Source organism: Achromobacter deleyi (assembly GCF_902859705.1).
Lineage (GTDB): Bacteria > Pseudomonadota > Gammaproteobacteria > Burkholderiales > Burkholderiaceae_B > Achromobacter > Achromobacter deleyi.
In genome coordinates this window covers 1-18269 of record NZ_CADIJO010000035.1, presented here as the reverse complement: position 1 = coordinate 18269, position 18269 = coordinate 1, and the positions used below count along the sequence as shown (strand labels likewise).

Genomic DNA, 18269 nt, shown 5'->3' with positions numbered 1-18269 from the left:
AGCCGACGGCGGCTCGGGACGACAGCGCGATGACGGCGCCCAAAAGCAGCAACCAGATCGACTACCAGTGGCTGGACCGCCCGCTGGGCGCCATGCCCAAGGAATACCCCGACGGCCATCACAGCCGGCCGCACCAGCATCCGCGCGACCAGCTGATGTACGCCGTGCAGGGGGTGATGCAGGTGCGCGCGGCGGGCAGCCTGTGGCTGGTGCCGCCGCGCACGGCGCTGTGGATGCCGGCCGGCGTGGTGCACGAGACCCGCATGCGCGGCAAGGTGTCGCTGCGCACCGCCTATCTCGCGCCGGGCCTGGGCGGCGGGCGCGGGCCCACGCTGACCGGCGTGTCGCCGCTGCTGCACGAATTGCTGCTGCGGGCGGTGGACATGCCGATGGACTACGACGAGGCCGGCAAGGACGGCCTGATCGCCCGACTGCTGATGCAGGAGATCGACTGGCGCGGCCTGGCGCACCTGGACATGCCCTGGCCGGCGGATGCCCGTCTGCGCCGCATCCACGACCATCTGCTGCGCCATCCGGCCGACGCCGACGGCCTGGCCGCCTGGGCCGCCCGGCTGGGCCTGTCCGAACGCACCTTGGCGCGGCTGTTCGTGCGCGAACTGGGCATGGGCTTTACCGCCTGGCGCCACCGGCTGCGCCTGATGGTGGCGCTCAGCCGGCTGGGGCAGGGCGCGCCGGTGGGTGTGGTGGCGCACGAAACCGGCTACGCCACGGCCAGCGCCTTTGCCGCGATGTTCAAGCGCCTGACCGGCCGCCTGCCGTCGGATCAGGCGCGCCGCACCAGCGCGCTGGCGCCGGCATAGACGGCCGCCGCGCCCAATTCGCGCTCGATGCGCAGCAGGCGGTTGTACTTGGCCGTGCGGTCGGCGCGCGACAGCGAACCGGTCTTGATCATGCCGCAGTTGGCCGCCACTGCCAGGTCGGCAATCGTGGTGTCTTCGGTTTCGCCCGAGCGGTGCGACATGACCACGCCGTAGCCCGCGCGGCGCGCCAGCGCCAGCACCCGCCAGGTTTCGCTCAGGGTGCCGATCTGGTTGATCTTCACCAGGATCGCGTTGCCGATGCCTTGTTCGATGCCGGCCTGGAACAGTTCGGGGTTGGTGCAGAACACGTCGTCGCCGACCAGCTGGCAGGTGTTGCCCAAGGTTGCGCCCAGCACCTTCCAGCCGGTGGCGTCGTCTTCGGCCATGCCGTCCTCGATCGACACGATGGGGTAGTCGCGCACCAGGCCGGCCAGGTAGTGCACCTGCTGTTCGGGGCTGCGCAGCAGGTTCTCGCCGTGGTAACGGTAGCCTTCGGCGCCATGGAATTCACTGGCGGCCGGGTCCAGCGCCAGCGCGATGTCGGCGCCGGGGCGCAGGCCCGCCTGTTCGATGGCGGCCATGATGAAGTCCAGCGCCTCGGGCGCGTTGCGCAGGGTGGGCGCAAAGCCGCCTTCGTCGCCGACGTTGACGCTGTGGCCCGCCGCCTTGAGCGCGTGGCGTAGCGTGTGGAACACCTCGGCGCCCATGCGCAGGGCTTCGCAAAAGCTGTCCGCGCCCACCGGCAGGATCATGAATTCCTGGAAGTCCAGCGGGTTGTCGGCATGCGCGCCGCCGTTGATGATGTTGATCATGGGCACGGGCAGCGTCTGCGCCTGCACGCCGCCTACGTGGCGCCATAGCGGCAGGCCCTGGCTGGCCGCCGCCGCGTGCGCCACCGCCAGCGACACGCCCAGCAGCGCGTTGGCGCCCAGGCGGCTCTTGTCGGCGGTGCCGTCCAGCGCGATCAGGGTCTGGTCGATCTCGGCCTGCTGGTCGGCGCGCAGGCCCAGCAGCGCGGCGCGCAGTTCGGTATTGACGGCGTTGACCGCGCCCAGCACGCCTTTGCCCAGGTAGCGGGCGGCGTCGCCGTCGCGCTTTTCCAGGGCTTCGCGCTGGCCGGTGGACGCGCCGGACGGCACCAGGGCCAGGCCGCGGACGCCGTCGTCCAGGCGGACTTCGACTTCAACAGTGGGGTTGCCGCGGCTGTCCAGCGCTTCGTGGGCGGTCAGGTGGGTGATGTGCATGGCGTGGGCTCCAGATAAGGAAAGGTCAGTTAATTAAAAGTAATGCCGTGCCGGGCCGTTGCGCTGGCTGCGCCACCGTAAGCCGTGCGTGATGGCTTGAATGGGCGGGCAGAACGCTTTGAACGGGCTCTGATTGCAATGTCGCCATGCTAAAAACAGGCCATGCCGCCGACAATGCAGTTTTTCTGCCTATCCGTCAGTTTTCTTGACGAATAGGCGGGCGAATCCCGTAGCCTTTGCCTGCGCCCAACCTTGCCACCGTCCCTCACGCCATGCGCCAATTGCCCCCGCTATCCGCCGTCCGCGCCTTCGAAGCCATTGCCCGCAGCGGCTCGGTCACGCGCGCCGCCGAAGAACTGTGCCGCAGCCACGGCGCCATCAGCCGCCACCTGCGCCTGTTGCAGGAACACGCGGGCGTGGCGCTGTTCGAGAAAGACGGCACCGGCCTGCGCCTGACCCAGGCCGGCGCCACCTTCTATGCCTCGGTGCGGGCCGCGTTCGACCAGCTGGAAAACGCCTACGAGCGCCTGGCCCGCGAGTCGCAGGCGCCGGGGTTGCACGTGGCATGCAGCGCCACCTTCGCCATGCGCTGGCTGGTGCCGCAACTGGCCGTGTTCTATCGCAAGCATCCGGACATCCGCATCCGCCTGTCGATGACCTCGGCGCGTGAAATGCGCAACGAAGGCGCCGACCTGATCCTGGCCTGGGACCTGTCCGGCTACGCCGAGGCCGACCGGCGCCAGGCGCTGCCCTTGGCGCCGGTGCGCTTTGGCGCGGTGTGCACCCCAGCCTACGCTCGCAAGAAGCCCGCGTCGCGCGTGCGCATCGCGCATGAATACACGTCCAGCGCCTGGAACCAGTGGGAAGCCATCACTGGCCAGCCGGCGGCCCTGGGCGACACACTGGCGTTTCCGCACACCCACCTGTGCATCGAGGCCGCGTTGTCCGGCCTGGGCGTGGCGCTGGTCGAACGGCGCTTGATCGCGCGCGAACTGCAAGACGGCCAACTGGTGGCGCCTTATGGCTTCGTGCCGTTTGACGGCGGCCTGCGTGCGGTGCCGGCCGCCGGCCGCACGCGCACGGCGCACGCCGACGCCTTCATCGCCTGGCTGCGCGGCGCATTGGCCGAGGCGGGCGAGTGATCCCGCCGACCGGCAGGCTTGGTATGCTGGGCCTCGCGTTCCCGCCGGAGACCTCATGACCGCAACACCATCGTCCGCCCGCTCGTCCGCGACCCATTCCGCGCTGGCCTCGCAGGCTCGCCGCGCGCAGTTGCGGCGCATGAAGATCGCCGCATTGGCGCTGCTGGTGGCGATGATCAGCGGGTTCATCACCAGCCACGTCATGGGCGGGCAGGGCGCGTGGGCCTGGGTGCGGGCCTTCTGCGAAGCCGCCACGGTGGGCGCGCTGGCCGACTGGTTCGCGGTGGTGGCGCTGTTTCGCCGGCCCATGGGCCTGCCCATTCCGCACACCGCGATCATTCCCAGCAACAAAGACCGCATCGGCGACAACCTGGCGGTGTTCGTGCGCGACCATTTCCTGGACCCGGACACGCTGATGGAAAAGCTGCGCGTGTTCGACCCGGCCGCGCGCCTGTCGCGCTGGCTGGCCCGCCCCAAGCAGGCGCATGCCCTGAGCGACGGCGCGCGCCGCGTGGCCCTGCAAACGCTGGACCTGCTGGACGACCATGCCGTGCGCGGCGTGATCCAGGAGTTCGTGGTGAAGAACCTGCGCCGCTGGGACGCCGCCGGCACGGCGGGCGAGGTGCTGGGCCTGTTGACCCGCGACGGCCGCCACCAGGAACTGCTGGACGCCGCGATGGAACGCCTGGGCGGCTACCTGGGCGACGACGACGTGAAAGAACGCGCCTCGGCGCTGCTGGTGAAGTTTGCCCGCAAGGAATGGCCGCGCATCATCGCGGCGGTGGACGTCATCGCCTCGGTCGACGGCATTGCCGACAACCTGGCCGACCGCCTGGCGCGCGCGCTGGTGCAGGAACTGCGCGACGTGCTGTCCGAACCGGACCACCCGGTGCGGCGCGACTACGAGGCCTGGGTGCTGGACTACATCGAGCGCCTGCGCACCGACCCGGCGCTGGCCGAGCAGGTCGAAGCCTTGAAGCAGCGCGCCATCGACCACCCCAAGGTGCAGGAATACGTGCAGGGCCTGTGGGACGACATCCACGCCGCGCTGCGCCGCGATTTGGCGGATGAACAGTCGGCCCTGGCCGCGCACCTGGAAAGCGCCTTGCTGGCGCTGGCCCGCAAGCTGGGCGAAGACCCGGATCTGCGCGAGGCCATCAACAATCATGTGCTGGGCGCCGCGCGCCGCCTGACCGGGCGTCTGCGCATCGGCGTCACCGAACACATCTCGCGCACCGTCAAGCTGTGGGACGAGCGCCATCTGGTCGACGAACTGGAACTGAGCGTGGGGCGCGACCTGCAATACATCCGCTTCAACGGCACGCTGGTGGGCGGACTGATCGGCGTGCTGCTGCATGCCGGGGTGCTGCTGGTGGGCAGTTAGGGCCCGGCGTTTGCCGGGCGTGCCGGGCCGAAATGCCGGCCGGCAACGGCCTGTTACGCCGTATGTATCAGGAATGAAGATTGCTGGCGAAGCGCCGCGCCCCGGTGCTATTGTCTTTCGCAGCGGCGGGCAACCGGCGCAAGATCCCAGGAGGCAAGTCCATGAAGAAAATCTCGATACTTGTTGCAACGCTGACACTGGCCGGCGCTTCGGCCGCGGCCCAGGCCGAGAATGTCGCGATGTCGTTCCTGACGGCCGACGGCGTGGGTAAAAGCGCCGGCACCATCTCCATCAAGCAGACCAAGGCCGGCCTGCAATTCACCCCCAACCTGACGGGCCTGCCGTCCGGCGAACACGGCTTTCACGTGCACGAAAAAGGCTCGTGCGAACCCGGCATGGTGAACGGCCAGATGGCGCCCGGGGGCGCGGCCGGCGGCCACCTGGACCCGCACGGCACCAAGGCCCACAAAGGCCCCGAAGCCACCGACGGCCACACGGGCGACTTGCCCTTCATCGTCGTGGCCGCCAACGGCACGGCCAAACAGGCCGTGGTGGCGCCGCACCTGAAGCTGGCCGACGTGAAAAAGCACGCGCTGATGATCCACGTGGGCGGCGACAACTACAGCGACACGCCCCAGCCGCTGGGCGGCGGAGGCGGGCGCCTGGTCTGCGGCGTGGTCAAGTAAAGCGCGTCAAGCCGTGCCGTTGCGTCCGTACAGCAGATAAGCCGGACGTTCGGCCAGGCGGTCGTAATAGGCGGCCACCGCGGGTAGCGGTGGCCGTTTGTCGTTATCCAGCGGCGTGCTGAACCACCGGTTCACCGACAGGCCCACCGCAATGTCCGCCAGCGTGAAATCATCCCCCGCCACATAGGCGCGGGTCGCTTGCAGGCGCTGTTCCAGGATGCCCATGAAATGCGCCCAGTCCCGGGTCGATGCCGCGATGGCCGCCGGGTCCTGGTGGGCGGGAGATTGCCGCGCCCGTCCCAGGAAGGCGTAGGTCCACGATCGGTTCAGGTCGGTCGCCTGCCAGTCCAGCCACTGGTCGACGCGGGCGCGGCGTTTGGGCTCGGCGGGGTACAGCGCGTCCGTCTTGCCGTATTGCCCGGCCAGGTAGCGGATGATGCTGTTCGATTCCCACAGCACGAAGTCGCCGTCGCGCAGCACGGGCACCATGGCGTTCGGGTTCAGGGCCAGGAAGGCCGGGTCCTGCGTCGGGCGAAAGCCCACGCCCCAGTCTTCACGTTCAAACGGCAGGTCCAGTTCGGCGCAAGTCCACAGCACTTTGCGGACATTGATGGAAGAGGCCTTGCCCAGGATGTTCAGCATGTTGGCAGCCGCGCCGCCTGGGCGCGGAGAAATGGGGGATCGGAAAGCCGGCGGCGCAGGGGCCGTCAGGCAGCACCGCGCCAGTCTAGCGGCAGGGCAGGCAGGCCGACAGATACAGATCGGCGGATTGATGGGCGCAACAGATGGGCGCGACAGATGGACGCAACAGATGGGCGCAACAGATAGGCGCAACAGATAGGCGCAACAGATGGGCACGACAGATAGTCACCACAGATGGGCGGCGCCTCAAGCCGCCACGGCTTGCGGCTGTTGGCGCAGCCGCCGCACGGGCGATGCGAACAGCACCACGAACTGCACCGCAAACCCCACGCTGGATACCCACAGGCAGGCCTCGACCCCCACCCGCGACGCCAGCGCCGCGCCGATCAAGGCGCCCACCGGCCGCGCGCCGAAGGTGGCGGTGACGATCACGGCGGACACGCGGCCCAGCAGCGCGTTGGGCGTGACCGACTGGCGCAGCGTGGTGGTGGCAATCGTCCACAGGATCGGGCCGGCGCCGAACAGGAAAAAGCCCACCGCCGCCCAGGCGCCGGACGGCAGCGCCAGGGTCGACAGCAGGATCAGGCTGGCCGCCAGCGCGCATAGCGGCCCGGCGGCGATCAGCGCGCCGAACGGCAGGCGGGCGGCCAGCCAGGGTGCGGCCAGCGCACCGGCCAGCATGCCCGCGCCGTAGATGCCCAGCGTGGCGCCCACGCCCGCCGCCGTCAGGCCCAGATGCGTAACGGCATACGCCACGTACACGGCTTGCAGCACGAACCAGGCGGTATTGAAGAACACCGCGGTCACCAGCACGGGCCGCAGCAGCGGATGGGCGGCCACGAACGCCGCGCCCTCGGTCAGTTCGCGCCACAGCCGTCGGCGCGGCGCCGTGCGCGGCGGCTCGGCCGGCAGGCCCGCCAGCAGCATGGCCGCCAGCAGCGACAGCGCCGTGGCCAGCCCATAGGCGCTGGACGCGCCGATCCAGCCGACCAGCGCACCGCCCAGGGCCGGCCCGGCCGAAAACGCCGCGCTGCGCGCCAGTTCCAGCCAGCGGTTGGCGTTGCCCAGGTCGCGGGCCGGCACCAGCGTCGGCACCAGCGCCGGGGCGGCCACGTTGTAGGCCACCGTGCCCACTGCACCCAGAAAGCCCAGCACGGCCAGCCAGCCCAGGTTCAATCCGCCCAGCGCCAGCAAGGCCAACAGGCCCAAGAGGCTGGCCGCGCGGGCGCATTCGGCGGCAGTCATCAAGGTGCGGCGTGATATCCGGTCGGCCAGCACGCCGGCCGGCAGCGACAGCAACAGGAAAGGCAGCGTCTGCGCGGTCTGCAGATAGCCGGTCTGGGCCGCACTCGCACCCAACGCCAGCACGGCCACCAGCGGCGCGGCGGCCAGGGCAATCTGTTCAGAGAACTGGGCGGCCAGGTTGGACGCGGCGAGACGCCGGAAGGCCGGGGGCAGGGCGGGCATGGGGCGGGCGGCAGGGCCGCAGAAACGGCAAGGGCCCGATCATGATCGGGCCCCGCGCGGTCCGCACTCCGAATGTTGCGGTGGGTTCAGCTCAAGGCGTCGGCGAACCGTCGCCCAGGCCGACTGGGCGTTTCGCTCAAGGAATCGGCGGGTAATCGCCGAAGCCGTCCGGCCAGGGCGTCAGCACTTCATAGCCGGTCTCGGTGACCACCACCATGTGTTCCCACTGCGCCGACAGCGAGCGGTCTTTGGTGACGACGGTCCAGCCGTCGGGCAGTTGCTTGGTCTGCGGCTTGCCGGCGTTGATCATCGGCTCGATGGTGAACATCATGCCCGGCTGCAGCACCATGCCTTCACCCGGGCGGCCGTAGTGCAGCACCTGGGGATCGTCGTGGTAGATCTGGCCGATGCCGTGGCCGCAGTATTCGCGCACGATGCTGAAGTGCTCGCGGTGCGCCACGGTCTGGATGGCGTGGCCGATGTCGCCCAGCGTGGCGCCCGGCTTGACCGCCAGGATGCCGGCGCGCATGGCTTCGTACGTGGTGTTGACCAGGCGCCGCGCCAGCGGGCTGGGCTGGCCCACGAAGTACATGCGGCTGGTGTCGCCGTACCAGCCGTCCTTGATGACGGCCACGTCGATGTTCAGGATGTCGCCGTTCTTCAGGACCTTGGCCGACGGAATGCCGTGGCAGATCACATGGTTGGCCGACGCACAGATGGTCTTGGGAAAGCCGTGGTAGCCGACGTTGGCGGGAATGGCCTGCTGCACGTTGACGATGTAGTCATGGCAGATGCGGTCCAGTTCGTCGGTGGTGACGCCGGGGCGCACGTGCTCGGCAATCATGTGCAGCACGTCCGCGGCCAGGGCGCCGGCCTTGCGGGCCATGACGATGTCGGCGGCGGACTTGATCGAAACCTTCTTCGCCATTTACGCGGCCTCCTGCTGGCCGGGCTGCGGCTGCCCCTGGGACAGCGCCGCAATACTGAAGCCCTCCGCCTGCTCGATGCGGATCAGCAGCTGGCAGATATCGGCGTGGCGCAATTCGGGGTACAGCTCGGACAGCATGCCGATGCGCATCCAGTGTTCCGCCTGGGAATTGATGGAGCGGCTGAGCGCGCCGCTGGCGACGCGCAGGTTTTCGTGCATCTGCTCGGAGATCTTGACGATGCCCATAGTGAACGTTCCGTATATGGTTTGTATATGGAACGTATGGTACTGCGGGTTGCCGCCGGGTGCAAATCGCCGCGGCTGGGGGGCGTCCGGGCGCCCTGAACGGACGCGCACGGACGCGCATGGCTGCCGACGCCGGGCAGCCTCAGGCGCTTTGCGTGGCCGGCGCCTTGTCCAGCAGGTTCATCCCGTCCAGCAGCTTGTAGCGCGCCGGGTACTGCGACCGGGCGTACGGCTCGCAGCCGGTGCCCTGGGTGGCCACGGCCATCACCACGAATTCCGCGAAGTCCTCTTGCGGGCCGGCCTTGGCGTAGTCGGATGGCACCTTGCCGTCGGACCGCGCGGCCGCCGCCCAGGCCTTCATGTCGACCTGGGTGTTGTTGGCGTAGCTGTGGGCCAGCTCGTGCAGCACGGCGTGGTCGACCATGCCCTGCTCGCCGGGCATGCTGTAGAGCGTGATGTGCGAGAACATCGTTTCGCCCACGGTATGCGCGTCGCGCGTCGGGTCGGCCCAGGGCGGGCCCTTGACGACCTGCGCGTTCAGGCGGGTGACGCGGTCTTCCAGCGACATGCCGCGCGCGATGCGAATCTGCAGATCGCGGCCCTGCAACAGCGCCTTGGGCGCCGCGCCCAGGCTCTTGGCCACCTGTTCGGGTTGCGGCTGGGGCTGTTCGGTCAGGCGTTCGGTGATCTCACTGGACGAGCGCTGCAACAGGTTGCCGGTCCAGGGCGATTCGCGCGGCTCCAGCACCACCGGCACGCGCTGGCCGCCGGGCCAGGCCTCGTACATGACGCACTTGTCGTCACCCTGGCGGGCCTGGCCGGCCGGCGGCTGGTAGGCCGACGGGCCGGTCATGCGCACGGGCGCGCGCTTGGCGTCGAACATCTGCTCGGTCAGCTTCAGCGTGTCGGACACGTGGGCGCACTGGGCGGGCGCGTCCTGCGGCGCAATCGCCTCGGCCAGCGCGGCCGGCGCGCCGGCCTGTACGGCCGCGGCCGCATCGTTCACGCCCGAACCGCCGCCTTGGCCGCCACCATGCTCAAGCTGGTAGAACTGCTGGCTGGCGATCAGCGTGGCGCCGCAAGACGTTTTCATGCCTTCCAGCGCGGTGGGGCGGTTCGAGCTGACGCTCTGCACGCCTTCCACGATGGTGTGCTGGCCGGCGCACTTGGGGCAGGTGACGCGGTCGCCCACGCGCGCCATGGGCTGGCCGAAGATCTGGACGGACTCGTCCCCGGTGACGACCACGCCGCCATGTGACGTGCGGTCGCCCTTGCGTATTACGGATCGCTGCGCCATGGCCGCCCGTTGCTCCGAAAGGATGGTTATTTATGCTTACAGATAGGTGCCGTCAGGCGCCATGCGAGGCGGGCCTACGACGAAGGTGCCGTCGGGCGCCATGCGCACGGGACCACCGCTGCCCAGGTAGCTGCCGTCGGGCGCGCGCTGCGGTGTGCCGGCAACGTAGGTGCCGTCCGGCGCCCGTGTGATCGGCCCGCCGTCGCCGACGTAAGTGCCGTCAGGGCAGCGCCGCGGCGTGCCATTGATGAAGCGGCCGTTGGGCATCATGTGGAATGACTTGTTCATCGCGACTCCCAGTTTTTGGAGAGCTTGAATGATATCCAGGGTGCCTGATGCGCTTTGTAATAGGACGTGTCATCTTAGAACGTAACGTCGTTACAGATATGGGATCATCGCTGCTTTCGACGCCGCCACGACTCAGGAACCCATGAGCGATATCGACGCATTGTTGCAGCCCATTCCCGGCCCGGCGCCTTGTGGCGCCGACATGGTTTTTTCGGCCGAATTCGACGCCATCCGCGAAGCCCGCCGCCACGACGACCCCCACCTGGACCAGGGCGACTGGGTCATCGACATCAAAGAGGCCGACTGGCCCCAGGTCATCCGCATCTGCACCGACGTGCTGGCCACCCGCAGCAAGGACGTGCGCGTGGCCGCCTGGCTGGCCGAAGCCTGGGCCAAGACCCGCGGCTTTGCGGGGCTGCGCGACGGCTTCCTGCTGGTCGACGGCCTGTGCCGCCACTACTGGGACGGCCTGCATCCCGTGCCGGACGAGGGCGATGCGCAGCAGCGCGTCGGCAACCTGGCGTGGCTGCTGTCGCGCTCGCAGCAACTGGTGCGCGAACTGCCGCTGACGCAGTCCGAAGGCGGGCGCTTTGGCGCGGTGCTGTGGGACAGCGCCAGCCAGTTGGCCAACGCCATCAAGCGCACGCCGCAGAATGCGGCCGATATGTCGCGCGGCAAGGTCACGCTGGACCAGTTCGATGCCGCCCGCCGCGATACGCCACCCGCGTTCTATTCCGACCTCGAAAGCCAGCTGCAAAGCTGCTTCGCGGCCGTGGACGTGCTGGAACTGACGCTGACCGAACGCCTGGGCGACGACGGCCCGGCCTTCACGCCGCTGCGCACGGCCCTGCAGGACGTGACCGAACTTGTGCATCGTTTCGCCCGCGAGGCCGGCCTGCTGGTGCGCGCCGACCTGGCGCCGCCGGCCGCGGCCCCGGCCGCATCGCCTGCCGGCGCACCCGCCATCCGGATGGAGCCCACCTTGACCGCTGCCGCCGATCTCCCGCCCGCCGTGCCCGCGCCTGCGCGCGGTCCGCTGCAAACCCGCGACCAGGCCCTGGCGCAATTGCGTGAAGTGGCTGAGTTCTTTCGCCGCACCGAACCGCACAGCCCGGTGGCCTATCTGGCCGACAAGGCGGCCAGCTGGGGCGAGATGTCGCTGCACCTGTGGCTGCGCACCGTGGTCAAGAACGGCGAAGCCCTGTCGGGCCTGGAAGAGCTGCTGGGCGTGCCCAAGCCGCCCGAGCACAACGGCTGATAGCAAAAGGGCCCCAGGCATGCTGCCGGGGCCCGCAACGCGGCGTATTCGCCGCCTGTTCGATGGGTGCCCGGCCGTCGCGGCCGGGGCGTGCCTTACCGGCTGGCCCGGAACTCGATCCGGCGGTTCTTGGCCCGGCCTTCCGCGGTAGCGTTGGTGGCCACCGGCTGGTCCGGCCCCGCGCCCAGGGTCTCGAAGCGCCCGGGCGGCAAGCCCTTGTCCACCAGATAGGCCCTGACCGCGTCGGCACGCGCCTGGCTCAGCGCCAGGTTGGTGCTGCGGCTGCCGGAACTGTCGGTGTGGCCGATGATCTGCACCTTGTCGCTGTGCAGCTTGGGCACCACGTCGGCCACCTGGTCCAGCAGCTCGCGGCCGCGCGCGGTCAGCGTGGCGCTGCCGGTTTCGAATTCCACCACGCGGTTGGTCAGCACCTTGTCCAGCAGACCCTGTTCGTCCTTGCCGGCCGCCACGCGCAGCCCGTTGACGATCTTGTAGGTGGGGTTGAGCGAGGTCGCGAAGGTGCTGGCGATCTGCTGGCGCGAGGCCTCGTTCTGCACCTCGCCGCGCAGGCGGATCTGGGTGCCGTCCACTTCCAGCTGGCCGCGGTTGATCTGCTTGAGCGGCTGGCCGATCAGCTTGCCCACGTGTTCGGACCAGTTCGGCGGCGCCACCACGCCGCCCACTTCGATCTGGTCGATCACATTGCCCACGCCGTACACCTGTTGCAGCCGCGTCAGCACATCGGCCTTGGTGGCCTCGTCGGGCACGGCGCCGCTGGCCACGACCTGGCCCGGTTGCGGAATGACATTGGCGGGCACGACGGTGGCGCCGTCTTGCGCCATGGCGGCGGACGACAGCAGCGCCGCCAGGATCAGGAGAGAGACACGCATGGTCAGGCTCCGGTGAAGACTTCGCGGTAGGTGTCCAGCGCCATGCGCAGGGACAACCGCGGTTGGTCCAGGTAGCTGGACAGCTTGGCCAGGCCATGGCTGGCCGACACGTGGTTGCGCACCCAGGGCGCGTCTTCCAGCACGATGTGCTGTTCGGCAAACGCCTGCGGCGTGGACAGCAGGCTGGCCAGCGTCTGTGGCGAGGCGCCGCGAAAGCCCGCCACCAGCCGATGCTTGCCGGCGATGCGGCCGATGAACACGGTGATCTCGAAGTCGGCACGCGACAGGAATGGCGCGATCAACGTCATCCAGTACGAGGCCACCAGGTTCAGGTAGAGCGGGTCGTCGGGCAGCGGCAGCGCCAGCCCGCGATCCAGCTGTGACGAGCCGCTGGACATCACGGGTTCAAGCAGTATGCCCAGCGCCAGGATGATGTCGTGCACCCGCGCCGCGTGGCCGTTGCCGCGCAGCATGGCTTCCAGGCGCTCGACGGTCTGCAGGTCGACAAACGCGTCAAAGCCGTCGTCGGCCTCGGTGCGGATTTCGCCTTCGAGTTCGTTCAGCGCCTGCAAGGCCGCCGCGGGGTCGGCGTCGGTCATCAGCAGCGCCGCGGCGCCGCTCATGCGGTTCCAGAGCCGGCTGAAGGCCATGGGGCTGCGGGCAATGAATTCCAGCGGCCGCTGCACCTCCACCGAGGTCGCGGACAGGAACGGAAAGCGCCGGCCCGACTGATCGCGGCTGGGCTGCAGGTGGCCCGCAATGGCCAGCTTGCCGCGCGACCCCAGGATGGCAAACGGCATGGGTTCGGCTTCGTCGTACAGCGTCTTCCAGTGCGGTTCCTGGGCCAGCAGTTCCATCGTGTTGGCGACCCAGGCGTCCAGCGTGGCCATCAACTGCGGGTGCGAGGTGTTCTTGACGAAGTCGCCGCGGGCCGGGATCTTGCCGAAATAGGCCGTGCGGAACAGGGGGGACTGCAAGTTGCTCATTGCGGCGCTCCGGGTCGCGTCTGGGCGGAGGAGGATTCGGGGGTGGCGCCCACCACGGAAGAGGGCAGGCGCAGGTTGCGCAGGCCCTGGCTGCCGCCGGGCTCGCTGCCGCCGGCGCCAGGCGCCTGGGCGTTGCTGATGATGCGCAGCTTCACGGGCACGGTCACGTTGGACTTGCCCCAGCTCATGTTGAAGCTGCCATCCGCGTTGGACGTGCGCTGGGCGGTGGCGATCAGGCGTTCCAGGCCGAAGCGGCCCGGCTCGTTGACGATCTCGACCAAGCTGCCGTCAAAGGTGGTGGCGGTGATGCGTGCACCCGGCGCGCCCTGCGCATTGGGCCACACGAAGTTGACCCACTGCGGCGGCGTGTTGCGATAGCGCAGCTGCTGGCCGTCGATCTCGATGGTGTATTCCGTCACGCCCGAGGCGGGCTTGGGCTGGATCTGGAACAGCGTCTGCGGCTGGCTGGCCGCGCCGCTGCCTGCCGCACCGCCCGACAACGGCGCCACCCACTGCGCGAAGTTGGCCGTGAACGTCGGCTGCAGGCTCACGCCCATGTCGCCCCAGGTGCGGGCGGTCAGGATGTCGCCGCGGCGCACGGTCAGCGGGCCCAGCGTGTCGTTGACGTACTTGGCGATGCTGCCTTGCGGGCCGAACACCTGGCCGATCTCGTCGCTGCTGGCCTCGACGCTGGCGCGCGCGGCAAACGGATACTTCTCGGCCAGCGTCAGGTTGAACGGCTGGTAGATCTGCGCGTTCCAGACCTTGTTCAATTCAGACTCGGCCGGCTGCATGGCCACGGCATAGGCCTGGATCAGCGGGCGCACCAGCAGCGGACGCAGCGTTTCGCGCTGGGTCGCCGACAGGCCCGCCAGCATCTGCTCGTCCACCAGCTTTAGCGCGTCGGCCAGTTCCGAATCCTTGCCCTCCAGCGTCTGGCGCAGCAGGATCAGCGAACCCGGGCCGGGGTCGCCCTGGTTGTTCAGCAGGTTGAAGCGGGTGCGGATCTTGGACAGCGCGCCCATGTAGTTGCCCAGCAGCGACTGGTTCTCGCGCGTGACCACCAGGCGGGCCACATCCGAGAATTCGCGGCCCACCGGCCCCATCGGAATCGCTTCGCCATTGGCCGTGGTGGTGGCCGCGGGCGCGGGCGGGGTCTGGCGCAGGATCACGCGCTTGAACCAGCCCACCACGCCGCTTTGCGCCTGTTGCAGGCCGGCGTTGATCAGCGACGGGTTGTCCCACGAGGTCTGCTCGTAGGTGGTGTTGATCAGCTTGGCGATGGGCGAGGTCTGCGGATCGCCCAGGCGGTTCATGGCCCCCACCGACTGCTCGAAGCTGGTGAACGGCTTGATGGTGACGCCGCGCAGGAACTTCTGCCATTCCTGGGCGTATTCCGTCTTGTACATCGTCGCCAGGCTTTTCTGGATCTGCTCGGGGCTGCCGTCCAGCGTCAGGTCGTCGCGTGCGTTCACGCCCAGCACCCAGTCGCTGGTCTGCACTTCCTTCTTGGCGGCCTCGTTGATGGCGGGCTGGATGTACTGTTCCCAGGCCTCGCGGGTGAAGGTGCCGGGGATGGCGTAGCTGCCGGCCACCACGCCCGCGTCGTTCTCGCCCACGATGCGCGCCACCGTCATGGTCTGGAAGCGCGTGGCGGCGCGGGCCTTCAGCGTGGCGTAGGCGCGTTCGCGCGCCGGCATGCCCTGCATCACGGCGCGCAGGCTGGCGCGGGTCTTCTCGACCAGGGCCAGGTTGGTATCGATCTGGGGCCAGCCGGCATCGGGCGCGCGGCTGACGTAGAACGAGATCAGGCGCTCGCCGCTGCGGATCAGCTGGTCGCGCGGCATGGCGCCGCGGTTGGTCTCGAGCCAGCCGCGCCAGAAACGCGTGATCTGGTCGGACAGGTGGGTGGGGTCGACGTGCTGGTGATTGGCCATCATCAGGTACGTCTTGAGCGCGTTGTAGGCGTCGTCGGCATTGGTCGGCGAGGCATCCTGGAACAGCGTGTCGCCGCCCGGGTTGTGCGGCGTGCGCGCGGCCTGCGGCGCCGGTTGCGGCGTGCCTCCAGCGGCTGCGGCGGCGCCGGACATGTCCACCTTGGCCAGGAAGTCTTCCAGGCTGGCCTTGACCGGGCTCAGCATGAACTGGCGCGCACCGTTGTAGTACTCGGCCAGCAGGCGTTCCTTGAGCACGTCGCCCTGGTACAGGCCCAGGCCCAGCGACCACGGCCGGCTGGACGAATAGCGGTCCAGCTGCTCGATGCGGTCCTGCAGGATCTCCATGGCTTCCAGGCGGCTTTGCAGGTCGGTGCGTTCGCTTTGCAGGCGCACCACCTTGTCCAGGTCGGCCTGCACGTTCTGCGCCAGCTGGCGGTTGCCCAGGTACGACCAGCTCCAGCCGCCCAGCACCAGGCCCAGCGCCAGCACCAGGCCGAAGAAGGTCACGTAGCGCATGCGGGTCTTGGCCGGGCTGGCGTGCTGGCGCACCAGTTTCTTGTCGGCGAAGATCACGCTGGAAAACAGGTCGCGCAGGAAAAAGCCGTTGTGCGACGACACGTTGCGGGCCTGGCCGCGCGCCGCCGGCCGCAGGTCAAAGCGCTCGGCCAGCCGCTCGGTGGACGTGCTTTGCGACACGCCTTCCTGCAAGGCGCTGGTGAAATAGAAGCCGCGAAACACCGGCTTGTACTGGAACGGATTGGTCTCGAACAGCGTCGACAGGAACGTGCGCAGCGCGGGCTTGATGCCGGCGAATTCCAGCGGAAAGGTCAACAGCCCCGGCGGCAGGTCGCTGCGGCTGCGCAGCGAAATCTGCGCCGTGCCCATTTCCTTCAGGCCCTCGTACAGCTCGTCGAAGCGCTCGTCGAACAGGGCCAGCACGTCGCGGTTTTCTTCGGCGCCGTAGGGCAGGGTGGCGCCCCACACACGGTCGCGCTCGCGCTGGTCGCTGTCGGAGAAGAACTCGCTGAAGCCCGAGATCAGGTCGGCCTTGGTGAAGATGATGTACACCGGCGCAAACACTTCCAGCCGGTCGGTCAGTTCCTGTACGCGCTGGCGCAGGTTCTTGGCCAGGTTGATCGCGAATTCGGGGCCCGCGCCGGTCAGCTCGTCGATGCTGGCCGCCACGATGATTCCGTTGATCGGCGCCTTGGGGCGGTGGCGCTTGAGCAGGTCCAGAAAACCCATCCATTCGTTGCGGTCTTCTTCGTGCACCGAATAGCGGCCCGCGGTATCCAGCAGAATGCCTTCGGTGGTGAAGAACCAGTCGCAATTGCGCGTGCCGCCCACGCCGCGCACGGCCGCGCCGTTCTTGTCGGCGAAGGGAAATTGCAGGCCCGAATTGATGACCGCGCTGCTCTTGCCCGCGGCCGGGTTGCCGATCACGATGTACCAGGGCAGCTCGTACAGGGCTTCGTTGCCCGACACCTGCCCGATCTTCGAGGTCTTGATGGTGCGCACCGCCTGGATCAGCCGCGTGCGCAGCGCGTCGACCTCGCCGCGGTTGGCGGCTGCCGCGCCCGTCTGCACCTGCTGCTCCAGCATATCGCCCAGGTTCTTGTTGGCACGCCGCGCACGGCGCCGGCGCCACAGGAAGGCGCACAGCCAGAGAAACAGGAAGATCCCCAGCGCGATGCCCGCCCACACGAGGCCGATCTCGACCGTGTCGGCAAACAGGAACAGGAACACGACGAGGGCGATCAGGCCGATCGCCATGAACAGGCGCGGGTTGCCCAGCGCGCGTGAGGTCCAGTGCCTGCCTTCGCTCATGGCGCTGGAAATACCGGAGAAGAAACCTGAAGGGCTACGCATGATTTTGGCTGTTTTTATAGGGGTCAAGCGGAGGGGGAAAGGGGTTGGGACACCAGCGCAAGCGTGCGCAGCGCCGGGTCTTGCGTCATGACAACCAGCACCGGCGCCTCGGCCTGCGTGCTGGCCTGGCCCGCGACGGCCAGGGTCAGCAGATGCGCGGCCGCGCCGGTGTAGCCGCAGGCCGTGCCGACCGCCAGGCAATCCTGGTTCGGGTCCAGCGCGGGAAACAGCGTGCTGGCCAGCCCCGCGGCTTCCAGCGGCCGGCTGCCGCGGTGGTCGGCATCGCTGACCAATGCACGGATGTCGTCCGCGCGCCGCGCGTGCTGGGTCAGGAAGTGGGTGGCCAGTTCGGTCAGCATGGGTTCGCTGGCGGCGCCGCGCGCGTCGGCGTCGGTGGCGCGGTGCGCCATGGCCGACAGCGTCAGCGCGAAGGCGCCTTCGGGCGGCAGGGCGGGCGGGGCGCTCTTGGCGTCGGGCGGCGCGGTCTGCGCCAGGTCGAGCAGCAGGCCCGCGGCAGCCTCGCCGGGCACGCGGCCTTGCGGCGTGGCGGTGCTGACCAAGGTGCCGCCGGCATCCCAGTCCTGCACCACGTTCGCATCAATATAGGAATCGGCCGCGGCCACGATGCGCAGCGGGGCGCGGTCCGCGGCAAGCGGTTCCAGCGCCAGTTGGCGCAGCAGGCTGTCGCTGGCCAGCGTGTCTTCGGCCTTGTGCAGCTGCAAGGTCAGGCGCGTGGGCACCCACACGGCCGCCGCGCGGGCCTGTTCCAGCGCGTGGTCGCGCGCGGCCTGCGGCCATTGCGCGGGCAGCAGCAGTTCCAGCTGCAGCAGCGGCCAATCGTGGTCGCGTTCCGGCGTGCCGTGGTCCAGCACGTGGCCGCGGGCCTCTTGCGACAGCGTTTCAATCACCTCGCACAGAAGCGCCGTGGCGCGCAGGCGGTCATCCGAACGCGCCGCCTGCGGGGCCTTGTCGGCGTGGGCGGCTTCGCGCAGGGCGTCGATATCCAGGTGCTCGGCACGGGCGCTGAATACCGGAAAGCCGCGTGCGTTGGTCAGTTGGGGGTCCAGGTCGGGCCGCTGTTGCTCGGCCAGTGCGTCGTGGATCGCCGCGGCATCGCTGCCGGGCGCGGCGCGGGCGGCGCCGGCCAGGGCCACCAGGCGGGTCACGGCGGCGGCGGCCGGGGC

Annotated in this window: 16 protein-coding genes; 5 read left to right on the top strand and 11 right to left on the bottom strand. The window is 69.0% G+C overall.

All coding sequences use genetic code 11. From position 1 onward, the window contains the following. The first annotated feature begins 29 nt into the window (after positions 1 to 29). Entirely contained in the window at positions 30 to 821 is a 792-nt protein-coding gene (locus HV798_RS28875) for an AraC family transcriptional regulator (protein WP_175195943.1), read from the top strand. Here the strand turns inward: HV798_RS28875 and eno are convergent. Then, positions 785 to 2065, bottom strand: a complete 1281-nt coding sequence (gene eno, locus HV798_RS28870; RefSeq protein ID WP_175195941.1) for a phosphopyruvate hydratase — start codon at positions 2063 to 2065, stop codon at positions 785 to 787. The genes HV798_RS28875 and eno overlap by 37 nt on opposite strands. Before the next feature lie 272 nt (positions 2066 to 2337). Here eno and HV798_RS28865 point away from each other — a divergent pair, with 272 nt between their 5' ends. The 3 genes from HV798_RS28865 (at position 2338) to sodC (ending at position 5277) form a co-directional block, all read left to right on the top strand. After that, complete coding sequence (locus HV798_RS28865) at positions 2338 to 3207, top strand: LysR substrate-binding domain-containing protein (RefSeq protein ID WP_175195939.1); 870 nt, start codon at positions 2338 to 2340, stop codon at positions 3205 to 3207. A 139-nt stretch (positions 3208 to 3346) separates the two neighbouring features. Then, complete coding sequence (locus HV798_RS28860; protein ID WP_175196000.1) at positions 3347 to 4591, top strand: DUF445 domain-containing protein; 1245 nt, start codon at positions 3347 to 3349, stop codon at positions 4589 to 4591. A 161-nt stretch (positions 4592 to 4752) separates the two neighbouring features. Further along, positions 4753 to 5277, top strand: coding sequence for a superoxide dismutase family protein (gene sodC / locus HV798_RS28855; protein ID WP_175195937.1), 525 nt, complete (start codon positions 4753 to 4755; stop codon positions 5275 to 5277). A 6-nt stretch (positions 5278 to 5283) separates the two neighbouring features. Here the strand turns inward: sodC and HV798_RS28850 are convergent, their stop codons facing one another. From HV798_RS28850 to HV798_RS28825, 6 genes are all read right to left on the bottom strand, one after another. Next, a complete protein-coding gene (locus HV798_RS28850; protein ID WP_175195935.1) occupies positions 5284 to 5919 on the bottom strand; it encodes a glutathione S-transferase family protein in 636 nt (211 codons plus the stop codon). Positions 5920 to 6165: 246 nt separating this feature from the next. Next, positions 6166 to 7386 (bottom strand): MFS transporter, encoded by a 1221-nt coding sequence (locus HV798_RS28845; RefSeq protein ID WP_175195933.1) that lies wholly within the window; start codon positions 7384 to 7386, stop codon positions 6166 to 6168. 136 nt (positions 7387 to 7522) lie between these two features. Further along, positions 7523 to 8314 carry a type I methionyl aminopeptidase gene (gene map / locus HV798_RS28840; protein ID WP_025137935.1) on the bottom strand — a complete coding sequence of 264 codons (792 nt, stop codon included), beginning with the start codon at positions 8312 to 8314 and terminating at the stop codon, positions 7523 to 7525. Further along, the gene (locus HV798_RS28835) at positions 8315 to 8560 is read right to left on the bottom strand and encodes a ParD-like family protein (RefSeq protein ID WP_025137936.1); all 246 of its coding nucleotides are present in this window, start codon (positions 8558 to 8560) and stop codon (positions 8315 to 8317) included. Positions 8561 to 8702: 142 nt separating this feature from the next. After that, positions 8703 to 9857: a PAAR domain-containing protein gene (locus HV798_RS31810; protein ID WP_246289273.1), complete on the bottom strand. Its 1155-nt coding sequence runs from the start codon at positions 9855 to 9857 to the stop codon at positions 8703 to 8705. Positions 9858 to 9893: 36 nt separating this feature from the next. After that, a complete protein-coding gene (locus HV798_RS28825) occupies positions 9894 to 10145 on the bottom strand; it encodes a hypothetical protein (protein WP_025137938.1) in 252 nt (83 codons plus the stop codon). A 142-nt stretch (positions 10146 to 10287) separates the two neighbouring features. Between HV798_RS28825 and tssA the strand changes: the two genes are divergently transcribed. Beyond that, the gene (tssA, locus tag HV798_RS28820; protein ID WP_175195931.1) at positions 10288 to 11403 is read left to right on the top strand and encodes a type VI secretion system protein TssA; all 1116 of its coding nucleotides are present in this window, start codon (positions 10288 to 10290) and stop codon (positions 11401 to 11403) included. Positions 11404 to 11498: 95 nt separating this feature from the next. Here tssA and HV798_RS28815 read toward each other — a convergent pair whose 3' ends face one another. The 4 genes from HV798_RS28815 to HV798_RS28800 all read right to left on the bottom strand — a co-directional run. Beyond that, positions 11499 to 12293, bottom strand: coding sequence for an OmpA family protein (locus HV798_RS28815; protein ID WP_025137940.1), 795 nt, complete (start codon positions 12291 to 12293; stop codon positions 11499 to 11501). Between the two features lie 2 nt (positions 12294 to 12295). Next, positions 12296 to 13279: a type VI secretion system-associated protein TagF gene (gene tagF / locus HV798_RS28810; protein WP_025137941.1), complete on the bottom strand. Its 984-nt coding sequence runs from the start codon at positions 13277 to 13279 to the stop codon at positions 12296 to 12298. Further along, positions 13276 to 17043, bottom strand: coding sequence for a type VI secretion system membrane subunit TssM (gene tssM / locus HV798_RS28805; RefSeq protein ID WP_425486176.1), 3768 nt, complete (start codon positions 17041 to 17043; stop codon positions 13276 to 13278). Before tssM ends, tagF begins: the two co-directional genes overlap by 4 nt. A gap of 65 nt (positions 17044 to 17108) precedes the next feature. Next, the coding region (locus tag HV798_RS28800) for a hypothetical protein (protein WP_175216615.1) at positions 17109 to 18269 on the bottom strand (1161 nt) is incomplete at its 5' end.

What these genes read in the sequence shown, in the direction of transcription:
- eno (WP_175195941.1), bottom strand. Translation starts at nt 2,065, where the DNA reads ATGCACATCACCCACCTGACCGCCCACGAAGCGCTGGACAGCCGCGGC.
- tssM (WP_425486176.1), bottom strand. Translation starts at nt 17,043, where the DNA reads ATGAGCGAAGGCAGGCACTGGACCTCACGCGCGCTGGGCAACCCGCGC.
- sodC (WP_175195937.1), top strand. Translation starts at nt 4,753, where the DNA reads ATGAAGAAAATCTCGATACTTGTTGCAACGCTGACACTGGCCGGCGCT.
- HV798_RS28875 (WP_175195943.1), top strand. Translation starts at nt 30, where the DNA reads ATGACGGCGCCCAAAAGCAGCAACCAGATCGACTACCAGTGGCTGGAC.
- HV798_RS28865 (WP_175195939.1), top strand. Translation starts at nt 2,338, where the DNA reads ATGCGCCAATTGCCCCCGCTATCCGCCGTCCGCGCCTTCGAAGCCATT.
- HV798_RS28835 (WP_025137936.1), bottom strand. Translation starts at nt 8,560, where the DNA reads ATGGGCATCGTCAAGATCTCCGAGCAGATGCACGAAAACCTGCGCGTC.
- HV798_RS28845 (WP_175195933.1), bottom strand. Translation starts at nt 7,386, where the DNA reads ATGCCCGCCCTGCCCCCGGCCTTCCGGCGTCTCGCCGCGTCCAACCTG.
- HV798_RS28850 (WP_175195935.1), bottom strand. Translation starts at nt 5,919, where the DNA reads ATGCTGAACATCCTGGGCAAGGCCTCTTCCATCAATGTCCGCAAAGTG.
- HV798_RS28815 (WP_025137940.1), bottom strand. Translation starts at nt 12,293, where the DNA reads ATGCGTGTCTCTCTCCTGATCCTGGCGGCGCTGCTGTCGTCCGCCGCC.
- HV798_RS31810 (WP_246289273.1), bottom strand. Translation starts at nt 9,857, where the DNA reads ATGGCGCAGCGATCCGTAATACGCAAGGGCGACCGCACGTCACATGGC.
- map (WP_025137935.1), bottom strand. Translation starts at nt 8,314, where the DNA reads ATGGCGAAGAAGGTTTCGATCAAGTCCGCCGCCGACATCGTCATGGCC.
- HV798_RS28825 (WP_025137938.1), bottom strand. Translation starts at nt 10,145, where the DNA reads ATGAACAAGTCATTCCACATGATGCCCAACGGCCGCTTCATCAATGGC.
- tagF (WP_025137941.1), bottom strand. Translation starts at nt 13,279, where the DNA reads ATGAGCAACTTGCAGTCCCCCCTGTTCCGCACGGCCTATTTCGGCAAG.
- HV798_RS28860 (WP_175196000.1), top strand. Translation starts at nt 3,347, where the DNA reads ATGAAGATCGCCGCATTGGCGCTGCTGGTGGCGATGATCAGCGGGTTC.
- tssA (WP_175195931.1), top strand. Translation starts at nt 10,288, where the DNA reads ATGAGCGATATCGACGCATTGTTGCAGCCCATTCCCGGCCCGGCGCCT.